At 69.8% G+C, this 17,420-nt stretch carries 15 protein-coding genes; 9 read left to right on the forward strand and 6 right to left on the reverse strand.

All coding sequences use genetic code 11. The features are described from left to right. Nucleotides 1-102: 102 nt before the first annotated feature. Both D7D52_RS27295 and D7D52_RS27300 read left to right on the forward strand, forming a co-directional pair. A complete protein-coding gene (locus D7D52_RS27295) occupies nucleotides 103-1,758 on the forward strand; it encodes a phospholipase D-like domain-containing protein (protein WP_246023324.1) in 1,656 nt (551 codons plus the stop codon). Nucleotides 1,759-1,826: 68 nt separating this feature from the next. After that, on the forward strand, nucleotides 1,827-3,746 hold the full coding sequence (locus D7D52_RS27300; RefSeq protein ID WP_120740856.1) for a M3 family metallopeptidase: 1,920 nt from the start codon (nucleotides 1,827-1,829) through the stop codon (nucleotides 3,744-3,746). Nucleotides 3,747-3,750: 4 nt separating this feature from the next. Here D7D52_RS27300 and D7D52_RS27305 read toward each other — a convergent pair whose 3' ends face one another. Then, nucleotides 3,751-4,407: a TetR/AcrR family transcriptional regulator gene (locus tag D7D52_RS27305; protein ID WP_120744510.1), complete on the reverse strand. Its 657-nt coding sequence runs from the start codon at nucleotides 4,405-4,407 to the stop codon at nucleotides 3,751-3,753. Nucleotides 4,408-4,497: 90 nt separating this feature from the next. Here D7D52_RS27305 and D7D52_RS27310 point away from each other — a divergent pair, with 90 nt between their 5' ends. The 6 genes from D7D52_RS27310 (at nucleotide 4,498) to D7D52_RS27335 (ending at nucleotide 11,377) form a co-directional block, all read left to right on the forward strand. Then, a complete protein-coding gene (locus D7D52_RS27310) occupies nucleotides 4,498-5,997 on the forward strand; it encodes an MFS transporter (protein ID WP_120740858.1) in 1,500 nt (499 codons plus the stop codon). Between the two features lie 199 nt (nucleotides 5,998-6,196). Then, nucleotides 6,197-7,420 (forward strand): oxygenase MpaB family protein, encoded by a 1,224-nt coding sequence (locus D7D52_RS27315; protein ID WP_120740860.1) that lies wholly within the window; start codon nucleotides 6,197-6,199, stop codon nucleotides 7,418-7,420. A 45-nt stretch (nucleotides 7,421-7,465) separates the two neighbouring features. Continuing rightward, nucleotides 7,466-8,149, forward strand: coding sequence for a TetR/AcrR family transcriptional regulator (locus tag D7D52_RS27320; protein WP_120740862.1), 684 nt, complete (start codon nucleotides 7,466-7,468; stop codon nucleotides 8,147-8,149). 125 nt (nucleotides 8,150-8,274) lie between these two features. Continuing rightward, nucleotides 8,275-9,372: a GGDEF domain-containing protein gene (locus D7D52_RS27325; RefSeq protein WP_120740863.1), complete on the forward strand. Its 1,098-nt coding sequence runs from the start codon at nucleotides 8,275-8,277 to the stop codon at nucleotides 9,370-9,372. 117 nt (nucleotides 9,373-9,489) lie between these two features. Further along, complete coding sequence (locus D7D52_RS27330) at nucleotides 9,490-9,876, forward strand: hypothetical protein (protein ID WP_187703044.1); 387 nt, start codon at nucleotides 9,490-9,492, stop codon at nucleotides 9,874-9,876. A 130-nt stretch (nucleotides 9,877-10,006) separates the two neighbouring features. Continuing rightward, nucleotides 10,007-11,377 (forward strand): cutinase family protein, encoded by a 1,371-nt coding sequence (locus D7D52_RS27335; RefSeq protein ID WP_120740865.1) that lies wholly within the window; start codon nucleotides 10,007-10,009, stop codon nucleotides 11,375-11,377. Between the two features lie 2 nt (nucleotides 11,378-11,379). Here D7D52_RS27335 and D7D52_RS27340 read toward each other — a convergent pair whose 3' ends face one another. The 4 genes from D7D52_RS27340 to D7D52_RS27355 all read right to left on the reverse strand — a co-directional run bounded on the left by D7D52_RS27340 (nucleotide 11,380) and on the right by D7D52_RS27355 (nucleotide 15,188). Further along, nucleotides 11,380-12,120, reverse strand: coding sequence for a vWA domain-containing protein (locus D7D52_RS27340; RefSeq protein WP_246023326.1), 741 nt, complete (start codon nucleotides 12,118-12,120; stop codon nucleotides 11,380-11,382). After that, complete coding sequence (locus D7D52_RS27345) at nucleotides 12,117-13,364, reverse strand: AAA family ATPase (RefSeq protein WP_120740867.1); 1,248 nt, start codon at nucleotides 13,362-13,364, stop codon at nucleotides 12,117-12,119. The genes D7D52_RS27340 and D7D52_RS27345 overlap by 4 nt, the downstream gene beginning before the upstream one ends. A gap of 45 nt (nucleotides 13,365-13,409) precedes the next feature. Continuing rightward, on the reverse strand, nucleotides 13,410-14,804 hold the full coding sequence (locus D7D52_RS27350; RefSeq protein WP_120740869.1) for a hypothetical protein: 1,395 nt from the start codon (nucleotides 14,802-14,804) through the stop codon (nucleotides 13,410-13,412). A gap of 102 nt (nucleotides 14,805-14,906) precedes the next feature. Continuing rightward, nucleotides 14,907-15,188 (reverse strand): hypothetical protein, encoded by a 282-nt coding sequence (locus D7D52_RS27355; protein WP_162958578.1) that lies wholly within the window; start codon nucleotides 15,186-15,188, stop codon nucleotides 14,907-14,909. 212 nt (nucleotides 15,189-15,400) lie between these two features. Between D7D52_RS27355 and D7D52_RS27360 the strand changes: the two genes are divergently transcribed. Further along, nucleotides 15,401-16,774: an FAD-dependent oxidoreductase gene (locus tag D7D52_RS27360; protein WP_120740873.1), complete on the forward strand. Its 1,374-nt coding sequence runs from the start codon at nucleotides 15,401-15,403 to the stop codon at nucleotides 16,772-16,774. Here the strand turns inward: D7D52_RS27360 and D7D52_RS27365 are convergent. After that, entirely contained in the window at nucleotides 16,771-17,385 is a 615-nt protein-coding gene (locus D7D52_RS27365; RefSeq protein ID WP_120740875.1) for a DUF4126 domain-containing protein, read from the reverse strand. The genes D7D52_RS27360 and D7D52_RS27365 overlap by 4 nt on opposite strands. Between the last annotated feature and the right edge of the window lie 35 nt (nucleotides 17,386-17,420).

Consider the following 17,420-nt stretch of genomic DNA (forward strand, 5'->3'; position numbering starts at 1 on the left):
CGGGGAACCGCAGCCGCTGTCGCAATATCGTCCGGTGCTGTGGTGCCGCCGGTGGGCGGGTCGGACGCGGTGGTGTCGGGTTGGGGTGCGAGGGAGAGTTCGATGGGTGATGATCGACCGGTTCTCGTTCCCGGTGAGACCTGCTGGCAGATCGCTCGCGCGGATCGGCTGGCCTGCATCGTGGACGCGGCCGACTACTTCCAGCACGTCAAATCGGCGATGCTGCAGGCGCGCAAGCGAATCGTGTTGATCGGCTGGGATTTCGACACCCGGATCAAGTTCGAACCGCAGGGCACGACCCTGGCCGGACCCGATACCCTGGGCAAATTCCTCGCCTGGCTGCCCAAACAGCGCCCGGATCTGGACATCTACCTGCTGAAGTGGAATCTCGGCGCGTTCGCCGCGATCGGCCGGGGCATGACACCGATCTTCGTGATCAACTGGATGACCGATCGCCGCCTGCATCTCGAGATCGACGGCGCCCACCCGATCGGTTCGGCGCATCACCAGAAGATCGTCGTGATCGACGACGCGCTGGCGTTCTGCGGCGGCATCGACATGACCGTGGACCGTTGGGACACCAGCGATCACCGCGACGACAACCACTACCGCACCGAGCCCAACGGCACCGCCTACGGCCCCTGGCACGATGCGACCACCGCCGTCGACGGCGCCGCGGCGCGCGCCATGGGGGACCTGGCCCGCGCCCGTTGGCAGGCCGCCACCGGCGAGGAACTCGACCCCGTCGGCGAGATCGGCAGCGCCCCTTGGCCGCGCGGGCTGGAACCGACGATGCGCGGCGTCGACGTCGGCATCGCCCGGACGCTGCCCGCGCACGACGGCCGCGACGAAATCCGCGAGATCGAGACCTTCTATCTGGCGGCCATCGCGAACGCCGCCCGCTCGCTCTACATCGAGAGCCAGTACCTGGCCTCGCGCACTCTGGCCGAGGCGCTGGCCGCGCGGCTGCGCGAACCCGACGGCCCGGAAATCGTTGTGGTCCTGCCCCGCCACGCCGACGGCTGGCTCGAACAGCAGGCCATGGACGGCGCGCGCAAACGGCTGCTGCATCTGCTGTGGGAAGCCGACACCTGGGGCAGGCTCGGCGTCTACTATCCGGTCACCGCGGGCGGCGCGCCGGTCTACGTGCACGCCAAAGTGCTGGTGATGGACGATCGCATCCTGCGGGTGGGCTCGTCCAACCTCAACAATCGGTCGATGGGTTTCGACACCGAATGCGACCTGATCGTCGAGGCCGCCGACAGCACGCCCGCGGCCCCCGAACTCCGCGAGTCCATCCTCGACATCCGCCGCCGGCTGCTGTGCGAACACCTCGCCGTCACACCCGCCGATTTCGACGAAACCCTTTCCCGCACAGGCTCACTCCTCGCGACCGTGGAAACCCTCCGCGCGCCCGGCCGCAGCCTGGTGCCCTTCGAACCGGAGACCGTCGAGGACGAGGACAGCCCGCTGGCGGAGAACGAACTGATGGACCCCCGGCACACACCCCCGAGCCTGTGGGGCCTCACCCTGCTGCAACTCGGCCTGCGCCGAAAACAGCAAGCCGACCGTCCATCCTTTTCGACGACCGCAACGAATACGAGAACAGCGCCCGTGTCGACCGGCTCCCGGCCGGGCGGGCGAATCCAGTTGATCTATGAGCATCTTTCGCGAAGGAGGCAAGACATGATCCCGCATTTCATCGGTGACGTCATTCAGGCAGTGAACAACCTCCTCGGTATGTTGCTGCTTCCGTAAGACCGCGCGGCCCGGGACGGCCCCGCCGCCCCGGGCCTACTTTGGCCCGCCGGCGCTAGGGTCGGGGGATGAGTCTCGAACCATTGGTGTTGCCGACCGCCGAGTGGGCGGATTGGCTCGACGGGTATGTGCGTGGTCGGCTGGAAGTCGTGGGGGAGGTTTCGGGGCGGCTGCGGGAGGGCGGCGGTCTCGATACCGAGGCGGTGCTGGAGTTGTGGAACGACGCCGATATCGCACTGCGCGCGGCGGATTCGGCGGCCGGGTTGTTCGCCGAGGTGCACCCCGACGGGGAGGTGCGGGACCTGGGGGACAAGCTGGCCCAGGATGTCGATCGGGTCCGGACCGACCGGGACCTCGATCGCGGACTGTACGACGTGGTGGCGGCGACCGATCCGGCCGGGCTGGACGCGACGGCCGAACGCATGCGCGAAAAGGTGCTGCGCGACTTCCGGCGCGCCGGCGTGGACGCCGACGCGGCCGCGCGCGCCCGGCTGCGGGAGATCTCCGAGCGACTCGCGGTGCTGGAACAGGATTTCCGGCGCGCCATCACCACCGACGTGCGCACGCTGCGGCTGGTGCCCGAGCAGCTGGACGGGCTGCCGGAGGATTTCCTCGCCGCCCATCCGCCCCAGGAGGACGGACTGGTCGAGGTCAACACCGACTATCCCGACTACCTGCCGTTCCGCACCTTCGCCCGCGACGCCGGGGCCCGGCGCGCCCTCGCCACCCAGTTCGAGAGCCGCGGCTGGCCCGCCAATGACGCTGTGCTGCACGAGATGCTGGATTTGCGCGACGAGAAGGCCCGGCTGCTCGGCTACGCCGGCTGGCCCGACTACGACGCCGAAGTGAAGATGATCGGCACCGGCGCGGCCATCGCCGAATTCATCGAGCGGATCTCGGCGGCCGCCGCGGACGCGGGCCGCCGCGACTACGAGGCGCTGCTGGCGCGCCGTCGGGCCGACGACCCCGCCGCCGAGGGCATCGACCGCTCCCAGTCCGGCTACTACACCGAGCTGATCCGCCGCGAACGTTTCGATGTCGACGCGCGAGAGGTGCGCCGCTACTTCGATTTCCAGCGGGTGCGCGCCGGCCTGCTCGAGGTCACCGGCCGCCTGTTCGGCCTCGAATACCGCCCGGTCGACGTCCCGGTCTGGCACGAGGAGGTCGCCGCCTACGACGTGTACACCGACGGCGAGCGCCGCGGCCGCATCTACCTGGATCTGCATCCCCGCGACGGAAAGTACAAGCACGCCGCGCAATTCGAGCTGGTCGGCGGCATCACCGACCGCCTGCTGCCCGAAGGCGTTCTCGTCTGCAACTTCTCGCGCGGGCTGATGGAACACGATCACGTGGTCACCCTGTTCCACGAGTTCGGCCATCTGCTGCATCACGTCCTGGGCGGCCGGCAGCGCTGGGCCCGCTTCTCCGGCGTGGCCACCGAATGGGACTTCGTCGAGGCGCCGTCGCAGATGCTGGAGGAATGGGCTTGGGACCCAACGATTCTGGGCTCCTTCGCCGTCGACGAGACCGGGACCGCCATCCCGGCCGATCTGGTGGCGCGCATGCGCGACGCCCACGAGTTCGGCAAGGCGATCACCGTCCTCACCCAGGTCGGCTACGCCGCGATATCCTATGGGCTGCACCGTGATCGGCCCGCCGATCACACCGCCGCCGTCGCCGCGACCCTGGCCCGCTACAGCCCGATCGCCCCGCTGCCCGACACCCATTTCCAGACCTCGTTCGGGCACCTGTCGGGATACACCTCCGCCTACTACACCTATCTGTGGAGTCTGGTCATCGCCAAGGACCTGTTCTCCGCCTTCGACGCCGACGACCTGTTCGAACCCGCTGTGGCACACCGATATCGCGACCGAATCCTGGTGCCGGGCGGCACTCGCGACGCCGCCGACCTGGCCGCCGACTTCCTCGGCCGCCCCGTCACCTTCGACGCGTTCGCGGCCTGGCTGGATCGCGCACCCGGCCAGTGACCGGTCAGTCCAGGCGGCCGTAGATCAGGCGCAGGATCGCCTCGGTGAGATCGTCGACGCCGTGCAGCACCACGCCGCGCGGCTCGGCGGACAACTGCGACAGCCGCCCGTCGCGCATGAGCGTGACCAGACCGGCGAGGGTGGCCGAGTCGATGCCCGCCGGGGCGAGACCGGCCGCCCGATCGCGGTCGATCTTGGCGGCCAGCGCGGTGGTGAAGCGGGCCTGGATGCCCGCGATGAACTCCGTCAGCGGCGGATAGGTGCTGGCATAGCCCTCGAGCGAGCAGACCAGGATCGTGCTGTTGTCGTGCCAGATCTCCGCCGCGCCCGTGAGCTGGGTGTGCAGCAGTTCGCGCTGCGGCCCGGTAGAGGGCAGCCACACGTGGGTCTGGGCGTACGCGTCGCTGACGTCCTCCATCAGCCGGGCCAGCACCGCCTGCTTGGACGGGAAATAGAAGTAGAAACTCGTGCGTGAGATGCCCGTCGCATGCGTGATGTCGTCGACGGTCAGCGCGGCCATGGGCTTTGTGGTCAGCAGCCGGCGCGTCTCCTCGAGAATCTGCGCCTCGCGCTGATCACCCTTGGAAATCGTGCCGCGCCGGCGCAGGCCCGCGGTGCTCTTGCGGGACTGATTCACCTCGCGTCCGCCCTTCTGCGCCATGACCACACCCTAGAGCGCGTTTCATTCCGATACTAGACGTGGCGTCTATCATAATCGACACAGTGTCGATTTCTGCGTAGGGTCCGTGCAATGACCTCCTCGCTCGAGTCTCGGCGGTCCTCGCCGACCGCGATCGTGCTGACCATGGCCAGCACCGTGTTCCTGCTGGCCATGGCCCAGACCCTGCCCGTGCCCGCGCTGCCGCAGATCGGCCATCAGCTCGGCGTCTCGGCGACCACCGTCGGCTGGGTGACGACCGCCACCATGCTGGCCGCCTCGGCGCTGACCCCGCTGCTGGGCCGCCTCGGCGACGTCTACGGCCACAAGCCGGTCGTGCTGGCCACGCTGGTGGTGACGCTGGCGGGCAGCCTGATCGCCGCCTCCGCGCACAGCATCGACTGGCTGATCGTCGGCCGCGCCCTGCAGGGCGCGAGCTTCGGCCTGTTCCCGCTGGCGATCAGCGTGCTGCGCCATGAACTTCCGGCCGAGCGCCTCACCGGCGCGCTGGCCGTCACCGCCTCGACGCTGGGCGTCGGCAGCGGTGTCGCGCTGGTGGCGACCGGCGTGCTGACCCAGGGCGGCGCGGATTACCGCCGCATCTTCTGGCTGTGCGTGGTGCTGACCGTGGTCGTGCTGGCGCTGGCGATCCTCACCCTGCCGCGGCGGGCCGGACAGGGCGGCCGGGTCGACTACGTGGGCGCGGCGGTGCTGGGCACCGGCCTGGTGTGCCTGCTGCTGCCGATCTCCCAGGGCCACGAATGGGGTTGGGGCAGTGCGCGAGTGATCGGGCTGTTCATCGCCTCGGTGATCGTGCTGGCCGGATTCCTGGTGCTGCAGTCCAGGCTGCGCTCCCCGCTGGTGGCGACCTCGCTGCTGGCGCACCGTCCCGTCGCCATGACCAACCTGGCCAGCTTCTGCGTCGGTTTCGCGATGTTCAGCGTGTTCCTGGGCTCGACCTATTTCGTCGCGACGCCACGGGCGTTGGCGGGCTTCGGTTTCGACGCCTCGGTGCTGCGCACCAGCGTGGCGTTCATGCTGCCGGGCGCGGTGGCCTCGGTGCTGATGGGCCCGATCGCCGGCCGCCTGGTCGGGCGGATCGGCCCGCGCTTCGTGTTGCTGATCGCCAGCGTCATCGGCCTGGGCTCGCTGACCTCGCTGGCGCTGCTGCACACCTCCAGCGCGGAAGTGATTGTGGCACTGGTCATCGCGAACTCCGCGATCGCGATCGCCTACGCCGCCATGCCCGCCCTGCTGGTCGCCAATGTGGCCCCGCACGAGACCGGCATCGCCAACTCGATCAACTCGATCATGCGGACCGTGGGCGGCGCCATCGGCAGCGCCCTGGTCGTCACCATCCTCACCAGCGACACCCTCGATCACCTGCTGCCCAACGGCGCGGTGGTGGCGCTGCCCGCCGAGGGCGCCTACCGCATCGCATTCCTCACGGGCGCGGGCTTTTTCGCGGTGGCGGCGCTGCTGGCCGGGTTCGGACTGGGCCGCGGCGGCCGGCGCCTGACCCAGCACGAGGTCGACGAGGACGTCGCGCTGGCGAGCGCCGGCGAGTTCGCCACGGTCTCGACGGGTCTGTGACGCTCAGCGGGCAGCGGGTCCGCTGCTGCCCGCCGAGCCGAGGTCCAGGCGATTGAGCAGATTCTGCAGCAGGACATAGGGATTCATCGTCTCGGTCTTTCTCTCGAACTGTTGTGATGGCGGTCACGGTGTGGTCTCATCGAAGATACAGGGAAACGGAAAATGTTTCTCTGTATCTCTCGACGAAGAGGAACGCACGATGGACGCACACCGTCTCAGCCGACGCGACGCATTGCGTACGGGCGGAGGGCTTTTGGGGGTGGTCGGCGCCATGGCGCTGACCGCGCGCACCGCGCGAGCGGAACCGTGGAATTGGTCGCCCGCGGATTCGGTGGCCGGCGGGGGTGACGGCGCCGACCCGCTGACCAAGTACGATCCGGACGCGGACACGGTGCTGGCGGACGTGATCGACCACGCCGACGTGCCGGAGGTCAACCGGCTGCTGGCGACCTGGATCTACAACGATCAGCCGCTGCCCGCCGGGCTGCCGAAGAACCTGGCGGACTTCATCGAATCGGCGCGGCAGCTGCCCGCCTGGGCCGATCAGGGCAAGCTGGCCAGCTCCTTCGAGTTCAACAAGAAGCGCGGCCTGTATCTGGGCGTGCTGTACGCGTTCGCCAGCGGCATGATGTCCACGGTCATCCCGCACGAGGCGCTCGCGGTGTACTACTCGCGCGGCGGATCGCATCTCAAGGAGCGCATCGCCAAGACCGCGAAGTTCGGCTACGACATCGGCACCGTCAATGCTTACGGCGACGGCGGCGAGATGATCGTGACCTGCGTGAAAACCCGCATCATTCACGCCTCGGTGCGGCATCTGCTGCCGCGCTCACCGTACTGGCCCGCCGGCGTCACCCCCATCAGCCAGGACGATCTGATGGTCACCTGGCACAGCCTCGCCACCACCATCATGCGGACCCTCACCGCCTGGCAGGTGCCCATCCCCGCCGCGGAATCCGATGGCTACCTGCACAGTTGGCAGCTGGCCGGGCATCTGCTCGGTATCCGCGACGAGTACATTCCCGCGACCTGGGAGCAGGCCAACGCGCAGGCGAGCCAGCAACTGGACCCGATTCTGGCGCCCACCGCCGAAGGCAAGGATCTGGCCAACCAATTGCTCAACCTCGGCGCGGACCTGGATCTGACGCTGTTGAGCCGCGGCATCCTGGGCGCGTTCACCCGATTCGTCATGGGGGACAAGGTCGCCGACTGGCTCGCCATTCCGCGTGAACCCGTGTGGAGTCCGCTGCTGGAGGTCGCGTGGGGTCCGTTCGTCGCCGTGCGCGAAGGCGTGCTGGCGGTGGCCCCTGTGGTCGATGCCCCGTACTGGATGTTCGACGAGTTCCTGCGCCAGTTCGCCCTCTGGTACGTGGCCGAACTGCGCATGCCGTTGAGCATCGAGATCCCGCTGACCAACCGGTGACCGAAACCGGCGCTGTCGCTGGTGAATAGCTGCGTACCATCGGGCATGGGCACGTCTGAGGAGGACACCGTGGAAGCTGCGCCGGCGGGCGGCAAGTCCCTGATCGAACGCGCCTACCGGCAGGCCGTCGAACAGGCCGGCGACACCGACCGCATTCGCGCCCGCATCCTGGACGCGGCCGGAGAACGCTTCCGGCAGTGGGGGATTCAGCGTTCGACCATGGAGGACGTGGCCCGCCAGGCGGGGGTCTCGCGCATCACCGTCTACCGCCGGTTCGCCACCAAGGAAGATCTGGTCGAACACGTCGTCCTGCGCGAATTCCGGCGCTACTTCGACACCTTCCTGCTCGACATCGCCACCGCCGCCACCCCGGCCGAGCGCGTCGTGGCCGGGTTCGTGAGTTCGCTGCGCACCCTGCGCGGCAATCCATTGATCGGCACCCTCATCACCGCCGAGCCCGACCACGTGGTCAGCTCCCTGATCGGCGACGGCGGCCGCGCGGTGGCCATGGTCCGCGAATTCGTGGCGCATCAACTCCGGCAGGAGCAGCGCGCCGGGACCGTGTCCGCGCAGCTGGACACCGATCTGGTGGCCGAGCTGATGGTGCGAATCTGCGCGTCGTTCCTGGCGATTCCGAGCCAGCTCGTCGATCTGGCGGACGAGGAGCAACTCGCCGCGATCGCCCGCCGCTTCCTGGTGCCCATGCTGGAGCCGCCGACTTCGCTGTGACCTGACTCACGATTCCCCGGACGGTTTTATTACCGCTGAGTAGACTGCGGTATCCGGCCGAGGATGGTGCGGGCGGATGTGATCGGCACAGCAGGAGGATTCGTTCCGCACCGAAGGGGCCGGACGTGCTCGGTGAGTTGCGATTGATTCGGGACTGGTGGCGTGAGGACGTCGACTACCGATGGGTGGTGGACGCGATCGCCACCCGTTCGGCGCTGGGCGCGTTGAAGACCGCGGTCGGACTGTGCGGGCTGGCCGCGCCGATCATCGCCGTGCTGACCGTGCTGTCGCCCACGCGGCCAACGGATTCGGTCTCGTGTGTGCTGCTGTGGCTGCTGGTGGGCAGCGGGGTGGCGTGGTGTGCGCGCTGGCTGCTGCGGCCGTGGCCGGGGGAGACCGAATCGCTGGTGCTGATCGCCGTCGCCGACGTGTGCGTCACCGCGGTGTGCGCGCTGAGCCCGGGCTATGTCGCCCGCGCGGTGGGCATGATGATGCTGTTGATCATCGGCATCTACGTCAGCGCCCTGCACAGCCCCAAAGTCCTTGCCGCGCAGACGGCCTGGTCGCTGCTGGCGGCCGGGCTGCTGGCGGTTCCGCTGCTGCGCAGCGGCGACGTCAGCTCCGCGATGATCATGATCCTGGGCATGGCGGCGGCGGTCATCGTCCCGCCCGGCCTGCAGATCTGCTACTCGCTGCTGCGCAACGAAATGCTGTGTGACCCTTTGACGCGACTGCTGAGCCGCCGCGGCCTGGACTACTACTCGGCGATCTGGTTCGCCCGCCCGGCCGCGTCGTCGTCGTGCGTCATGATGATCGACCTCGACCGTTTCAAGGTCGTCAACGACACTCACGGCCACGCCGTCGGCGACGAGGTGCTGGTGGCCACCGCCGAGCGCCTGCGCCGTGCCGCCCCGCGCGGCAGCATCGTGTCCCGTTTCGGCGGTGAGGAATTCGCGATCGTCGTCCGCCTGCCGATCGATGCGGCGGTGGCGGTCGCCGACGAGCTGCGGCGCGCGGTCGCCGAGCCGATCGGATCGATCGCCGTCACCGCCAGCATCGGACTGGCCGCCTTCGCCGCCCCGGGTGATCCGGCGCGAGCCTGCGAGCTGGTGCGCCAAACCATCTGCGCCGCCGACGGTGCGATGTACCGGGCCAAACAACAGGGCGGCAACGCGATCGTCGTCGCCGGCTCGGTGAGCGAGCCGGCCCGTCAGGTGGGGTAGTCGGGTCCGTCAGGTGGGTAGTCCGGTCCGCTCGAGGGGCGCGCGGGCGGTGGGGGTGCGCCTACACTGCGGTATGGCTCGACCCTCGATGTGCCGCCGCGGCGGCCGGCGGCCGCGATGACCGCGGCGCGGCAGATTCCCGATCCGTGGTCGGGTGTTCGCGGTACCGGGCATTGGGTTCCGGAGCGGGGTTTGGCCAATGGCCTGAACGCGCGCGCCTGGGCGGTGCTGGCGGATCTGGACGAGTCTCAGGTATATCGGGTGCTGTTCGCGTTGAGCGATGCCGGAATCGCGGGCTATGTGCTGCCGGTGCGGGTGACCGTGCTCGAGCGCGGCGACCCGGAGACGCTGTATCGGCTGTGGGTGGACATTCCGCGCTACCGCGCCGCGGAGGATCTGCTGATGGAGTTGCTGCGCTACGGGCGGCGGGCGCGGCGAGCGGTGCCACCGGCGCCGGGCCGCCGGCGGCGTCGGCGAGTGCCGTTGGTGCGCAAGGCTTCGTGAGCGAGTTCCGCCGACGATTCGCCGGCCACCCATCTGAAATGGGGATGTGTCGGAAAACCCTGCGGAATCGGGCCTGACTGGTCACAATCGACCTTGTTCGAAACCCCGCCGGGAACAGAGGAATTGAACGATGAGCAGGCTGGCGTTCTCGTGCGCGTCGATCATGGTGGTGGGCGCGCTGGCCGCATCCGCGGTGGTCGGCGGCGGGGGCGCGCGGGCGCGGGCGGCTCAGCCCTGCACGCCCTACACCGCGATCATGGCCCCGGGCACCTGGGAGACACACCCCGACGCGGACCCGACGGTGCCGGTCGGCATGCTACGGCCGATCGGCGACGGGCTGCAACGGCGGCTCGGCGACGACATCACCGTGCTGTACGCCCCGTACGCGGCCAGCGCCTTCGATCAGGGTTTCACCTACGCGCAATCGCTGCGCACCCTCGAAACCGAACTGGACCGTATGGCGAGCGGACTCTGCGCCTCGACCCGCGTCATCCTCGCCGGATACAGCCAGGGCGCGGACGGCATCGGTGATTTCGCCACCCGCATCGGCAATGGCGAGGGCCCGATCGACGCCGACCGCGTGGTCGGGGTGGGGCTGCTGGCCGATCCGCATCGCGACCCGAATACCACGCTGTCCCTGGGTGATCCGCAGCCCGGCCACGGCATCGCCGGAACTCGCGGGCAGGGTTTCGGGGCGCTGACCGACCGCGTGCGCACCCTGTGTGTCGAGGGTGATCTGTACTGTTCGCTCAATGCGGCCGCCTCCCCGTTCCTGGCGGCGCTGGGCAAGATCCTCAGCGGGGACGCCTCCCCGATCGCCTCGGTCATCCCCATCACCACCGACGCGCCCACCCTGCTGAACCAGGCGGTGAAGATGGGCGCGGGCTGGACGACGGTGGCGGCCAACCTGCCGCCGATCCTGGCCGGGCTCACCACCCTGCCCACCCTGATCGGGGCCGGCGACTTCACCGAAGCGCATCGGATCGTCACCGAGCTCGACGATGCCCTGGCCCCGCTGGTGACCGCGGCCGAGGGGGTGGATCTGCCGTTGATCGCCTCGGTCATCCGGGCGGCCGCGGCCGTCGATCCGTCGGGCTGGACGGCGGCCGAGAGCGTCATCGCCGACATCATGACCCGCATCGACATCGTGAGCATCGCCGCGAACGCGGGCCGGCTGCAGGAAACCCTGTGGCACGCGGTCGAATCCGCATCCGGTCAGGATCCGCTGGCCGCCGCCGGACAGCTCGGCGCGCTGGCCCAGTCCGGCCTCGCGCTCGCCGGTTCGGTGATCGGCCCCTTCACCGCCGCGGTCCGGGGCAACCTGCGAACGGCCGTGCAGGCCATCGTCAGCCTCGCCGGACCCGACCACATCGACGACCTGGTGCGGTTGAGCACCCAGAGCGTCACCCTCGCCAACTTCTATGCCTCCAACGTCCACGTCGACTACGGTGACGATGCCCAGATCCTGCTGAATTACCTGGGCTCCCAAGTCGGTTCGTGATCTCACCCGATGTGCACGACGCGCGCCCAATCCGGCGGGGTGCCGGGGACGTAGTCCGGATAGTTCTCGTGCCGGGGGCGTTCGCGGCGGAACAAGCCCACCACGGTCCGGCACGGGGGGCGCGCGGACGGCCAGGCGGTCTGGCCGTCGGTGAGGACCACGAGCACGTCCGGGCGAGGTTGGGCGCGCAGGGCTTTGGCGAATCCGGCGCGCAGGTCGGTGCCCCCGCCGCCGATCAGCGCGATCCCCTCCGCGCGGCAGAGCGGATCGGCCACGCGGGCGGCGACATCGCAGGACAGCACCCGCACCAGATCGCGGCGGCCGCCCACGGTCCGGGTGACCGCCGCGGTTTCCAGTAGGGCACTGCCCAATTCGGCGTCGCTGACCGAACCGGAGGTGTCGATGATCATCGTGACCCGGGGTGGGGTGCGGCGCAGGCTGGGCAGGACGAGACCGGGCGTGCCCGCGGCACGACGGGCGGGCCGGCCGTAGGTGTAGTCGTCGCCCGCCCCGGCGGCCGACACCGCCGAGCGAATGGCCGCGCCGAGCAGTTCGCGCCACGGCTGCGGCGGGTGGATGGCCTCCCGCGCCCAGCGCCGCCAGCCCGCGGGCGCCTTGCCCGGATCGCCGAGGAGGCCCTGCGCCACCCGGTATCGGATCCCGTCGCGTTCCTGTTCGCTCAGCCCGTCCGCGCCGTCGGGGCCGAGGTCCCAGTCGCGATCCAGTCGCGCGCTCCGGTTCATCGCCGCACCTGCGCCGCGACCCGGGCGGCGGCGCCCTCCGCGCCCTGCGACACCGACACCATTCCGGCCAGCTCTTCGATGGACGACGGTATGTCCCAATCGCTTTCGCGCAGCGTGGCCAGGGTGGTGGCAGGCACGACCACCAGATCCGGTGCGCCGGTCTCCACCGCGCGCACCAGTAGCGCCCAGGCGGCGTCCCAGCGTGCCCGCTCCGGTCGTCTGCGGACCGCCGCCACCACGGCGTCGAGCACGACCTGGCGCAGATCGCCGCGCTCGGGCAGCACGGCGGCGGCCGGATCGGCCAGCAGCGTCTCCGGGTCGGGCAGATCCAAACGGTCCACGCAGGTGAGCAATTCGAAGCCGGGACCGTCGCCGACGGTGCCGCGCACCAGCATCGACAGCACATCCGGATCGGCGTCGGCGGCGAGGGCGAAGGCGAGCAGCCGCATGGTCATCTCCCAGCTGCGCGGTGACGGCCACGCCCCGCCCCGGCGGGTCTCGCCGGTGGGCAGCTGATGCACCAGCGCCGGCCGGCCGGTGAGCAGTTCGCACACCGCGCGCCGTGCGAAAGCCACTGCCGTGGTGAGCTTTCCGGGATCGAGGGCGGGCAACGTCGCCTGCGGCCAGGTGCCGCCGAGGCCGCGCACCACCACCTCGTGGTCGTGGGTCCACTGCAGGTGTACGAAGCGGTTGGCCAGCGGCGGGCTCAATTCCCAGCCGTCGGCCGCCGAGGCGCGCGGGTTGGCGGCGGCGACGATGCGGACTCCGGCGGGCAGGCGCAGCGAGCCGATGCGCCGCTCCAGGACCAGTCGCAGCAGCGCGGCCTGCACGGCGGGCGGGGCGGTGGACAGTTCGTCGAGGAACAGCAGGCCGCGCCCGGCGCGCACCAGGCGCACCGCCCAGTCGGGCGGGGCCATGGGGACGCCCTGCACGGCGGGATCGTCGCCGATGATCGGCAGGCCCGAGAAGTCCGACGGCTCATGGACACTCGCGATGACGGTGGTGAGCGGCAGGTCGAGGGATTCGGCGAGCTGGGTCAGGGCCGCGGTCTTGCCGATGCCGGGCTCGCCCCACAGCAGCACCGGCAGGTCGGCGGCGACGGCCAGGGTGAGGGCTTCGAGCTGGGCATTGCGGCGCGGTTCGGTGGTCACCGTGCCCAGCAGGGTCAGCAGGTCGGCGGCGATATCGAGTTGGGAGGTTTGCGTGTGTTCGTCGGTGGCAGGACGCAGGGAGTGAACAGACATGTGTGAATCACCTTGGGGTCGAAGAGGTTCGGGGGTAACCGGCGGTCAGCGGGTGGACGCGTGCCGGGGATGCGTGCGCGGCACGGGCACGCCACGCTTGGGGCGGGTCTTGTCGGCCGCGGGCATGGCGTGCGCGGACAGCCCGGATCGGAACAGCCCGTAGTCGATTCGGCGTTGCGCGGCCGTTTCGAGGGCGTCGCGCAGCGCACCGTCGCGCAGCGCCGCGCCGGGGCCGAGCAGGTCCTCGACGATGGCCAGCGCGCCGGCGGTATCGCCGTGGCGCAATCGTTCTCGGACGCCCGCGAGGCAATCGGGTTGCCGATGGGCGAGATCGATCGCCCGCAGACAGGGCAGGGGACTGCCGGTCAACGCGACCAGCAGTTCCTCGCGCCGGATCTCGGCCGGATCGTGGTCGAGGGCGGTCAGCACGCCGTCGACCAGGCCGATCCGATGGCGTTCACCTCGGCAGTCCACCAGCCGGACAGCGTCGGAACTCTCTGTGCCGCAACGACTGTCGCGGCGTTGATAGCCCGGTACGAGCGCCGCGGCGACCAGCGGATGCAAGCGCTCGGCCGTGATCGCCCCGGCTTCGAGCAGTTCGAGGTCGGGCAGCGTCCAGGTCGCGGTATCCGGCAGGACCGGCAGCGCGCCCACCCGGCCGCGCGGATAGCCCACCGCGAGCCGGAGCATGGGCGGATCGTCGCCGCCGGGGCTCGGCTCGACGATCAACCGCTGCCGCCCGCAGCGCACCAGCAGTGGACTGGACGGAGTGCCGTTGGCGCGAAGCAGGATCGCCGCCTCCGCCGTCCAGCGGCCGAGGGCGCAACCCGGCGGCGCCAGGTCGGTGATTCCGGGGTCCAGGCCGCTGTGGTCGGCGAGACACGCTGCCCCCGAACGCATTCGCAGCTCGGAACTGCGGCGTGCGTCCCATAGATGCCGGTGCAGATCGAGCCGGAAGCGCCGGTCGGGCCGCCCATGCGGGTGCAGGCGGACTCCGCTCCCGGCATCGCGGGCGTCCCAGACCGACAGGCTGATCCGCTGCCCGGCCTCGGCCCACGCCGGTGCGGTCCGGACGATGAGGTGTACGGAACCGCCGCTGGCGCAAGGGCTTTCAGCACCGTATTGTGCCAGCGTTATCGTCAGACCGGGACGCAGCAGGCCGTCGGGTGCGATCCTGGGCATATGCCAGCGCAGCAGATCCGGCGCCAGATGGCGTAGATCGGCCCGTATTCGTGCGGTCAGGTCACGGCCGTACCGGCGTGCCAAGACCCGCAGGTCGATATCGACATCGAAACCCGCTGCGGCACAGGCGCCGGCCCAATCGCCGACCATTCGTCGTGCGGTCGCGGCTTCGATCATGGACGGCGGCACGGCGTACTCGCGCACGCGCTGCCAGAGAGAAATCCGGGATTCGTTCCCGTTCGCGAGGGAAATGAGCATCAGCGCTCACCTGGTGCGAACGAGACCCCCAATCCTGATTCGATATGAGTGATCATCGGCCCGAGCATAACCCGCGGCCGCGCACCGTGCCAACCGTCATCATCAGTCGTGGTAGAGCTCGGCGCGGTGCGAGAGGCGCTCGGTGAAGGTGTCGGCCCAGGCCGTGGCCTCGGTCTCCTCGACGCGGGCGGGCTTGCGGCGGCCGGGTCTGCGCCCGCCGGCGAAGTCGCGGCGGCGCGCACCGCCGGGCCGGGACTGCAGGGCCAGCAGCCGCACGCTCCAGGCGACGTATTCCTCCACCGTCATTCCCGCGCACTCGGCGGCATCGCGCACCACGAGCCAATCCTTCTCGCTCATGGTCACCTCCATGCTCTTCAATGCCATAACGACCTACGCTAGTCCTTTTTCCGCCGCCGAGGCGTTGCGAATCCGCATTTGTTCCAGGTAATCGCCTATTCGCCAACAAAAGCGGCAAACCGCTCGGTGTGTTCTCGGGCGAGTTCCAGCAATTCGGCATCCGCCGGAAAGTGTGACATCGCGATGACCGACCGGCAGGATGAACGGCTGCGCCGGCTCGCACCTCGTACCGTGTCGGTATGGGTGAACGTGTGGTGATCATCGGTGCCGATGCGACCGGGATGGCGGCGGCGTCGCAGGCGCGCAGGCTGAAAAGCGCGGCCGAACTCGACATCGTGGTGTTCGAGCGGGGACATTTCACGTCGTATTCGGCGTGCGGGATTCCCTACTGGGTGGGCGGGGAGGTCGGCGGGCCCGACGAGTTGATCGCGCGGACCGCCGCCGAACATCGCGCCCGGGACATCGATCTGCGGCTGCGCACCGAAGTGTCGGAGATCGACGTCGCCGGGCAACGGGTGCGGGCCCGCGATCTCGAGTCGGGCCAGGATTATTGGACCGAATTCGACAAACTGGTGATCGCCACCGGCGCGACACCGATCCGCCCGGCACTGCCCGGCGCCGACGCCGCGCGCATGCACGGGGTGCAGACCCTCGACGACGGGCAGGCGCTCATCGAAACCTTGCGCGCCACCGAGGGCCGGCAGGCCGTCGTGGTCGGGGCGGGCTATATCGGCGTGGAGATGGCGGAAGCGTTGATCCACCGCGGATTTCAGGTCACCATGGTCAACCGCGGTGCCGAGCCCATGTCCACCCTCGATCCGGATATGGGGGTGCTGATCCGGAAAGCCATGCAGGGCATGGGTATTCAGGTGATCGGCAATGCCGAGGTGACCGCCTTCCGGACCGACGTGCGCGGACAGGTGACCGCGGTCGTCACCGCCGAGGCCGAGTATCCGGCCGACGTGGTCGTGCTCGGGCTCGGGGTGCGGCCCGCCACCGACCTCGCCCGCGCGGCGGGGCTGCCGCTGGGCGCCTACGGGGGCCTGCTCACCGACCTAGCCATGCGGGTGCGCGGGCACGAGAACATCTGGGCCGGCGGCGATTGCGTGGAAGTGCTCGACATGGTGTCGGGCAGTCTGCGTCACATTCCGCTCGGCACGCACGCCAACAAGCACGGCCAGATCATCGGGTCCGGCGTCGGCGGCGATTACGCCACCTTCCCCGGGGTGGTGGGCACGGCGGTCAGCAAGGTCTGCGATCTCGAGGTCGCGCGCACCGGGCTGCGGGAACGGGACGCCCGCGCGGCCGGGCTGCAATACGTGAGCGTCACCGTCGAATCCACCAGTCGCTCAGGCTATTACCCGGGCGCGGCGCCCATGACGGTGAAAATGCTCGCCGAGCGCCGCAGCGGCCGGCTGCTGGGCGTGCAGATCGTGGGCCGCGAGGGCGCGGGCAAACGCATCGACATCGCCGCGGTCGCGCTCACCGCCCGCATGACGGTCGAGCAGATGGTGGCGCTGGATCTCGGTTACGCGCCGCCGTTCTCGCCGGTCTGGGATCCGGTGCAGGTGGCCGCCCGCAAGGCGGTCGGCGCGATCCGGCGGCAGACCTAACCGGGACTGCGTGGTGGCGTTCCCAGCTGCTTGCGCTCGCGCCTGCGGCGTAGCCACCGCGAGGCGCGAAAAGCCAGCCAGCCCAACCCGATCAGCAGGATCAGCACCGCCACGAACGCCACCACGGGCACCACGAACGCCACCACGGTCAAGGCCAGGGAGGTCATGTCCTCCGCGGCCGAGACGACCGGATTGCCCACGCCCGCGGTGGTTCCCGTCACGAACGGCCGCGCCACCGAACGGCCGGCGTGCACGCTGCCGGCGGTCAACGCGCCCAGCACCGCCGCGACCGCGGTCGGCAGGTGCGAGTTCAGGCTGGTCTCGGCGGTGAACAACACCGCCCCCGACGTCGGCGCCACCAGCGTCCCGATCCCGTGCAGCACCGAATCCACGGCCGGGATCTTGTCGCCGACGAGGTCGGCCACCAGCAGCACGCCGATCACGATCAGCGCGGGCGCCGACGACAGCCACCCGTAGGAACCGCCCAGATCGATCCACCCGAACCGATCCGCCAGCCCCGCGATGAACAGCGGCAGCCACGCGTTCAGCCCCGCCGCACCCGAGAGCCCGAACGCCCCGAGTACCGACCCCACGGCCGATGTGACGTCCATACCGACAGTGTGCGGCCACCCTCCGACAATCCGCC

This window comes from Nocardia yunnanensis, assembly GCF_003626895.1.
Taxonomy (GTDB): domain Bacteria; phylum Actinomycetota; class Actinomycetes; order Mycobacteriales; family Mycobacteriaceae; genus Nocardia; species Nocardia yunnanensis.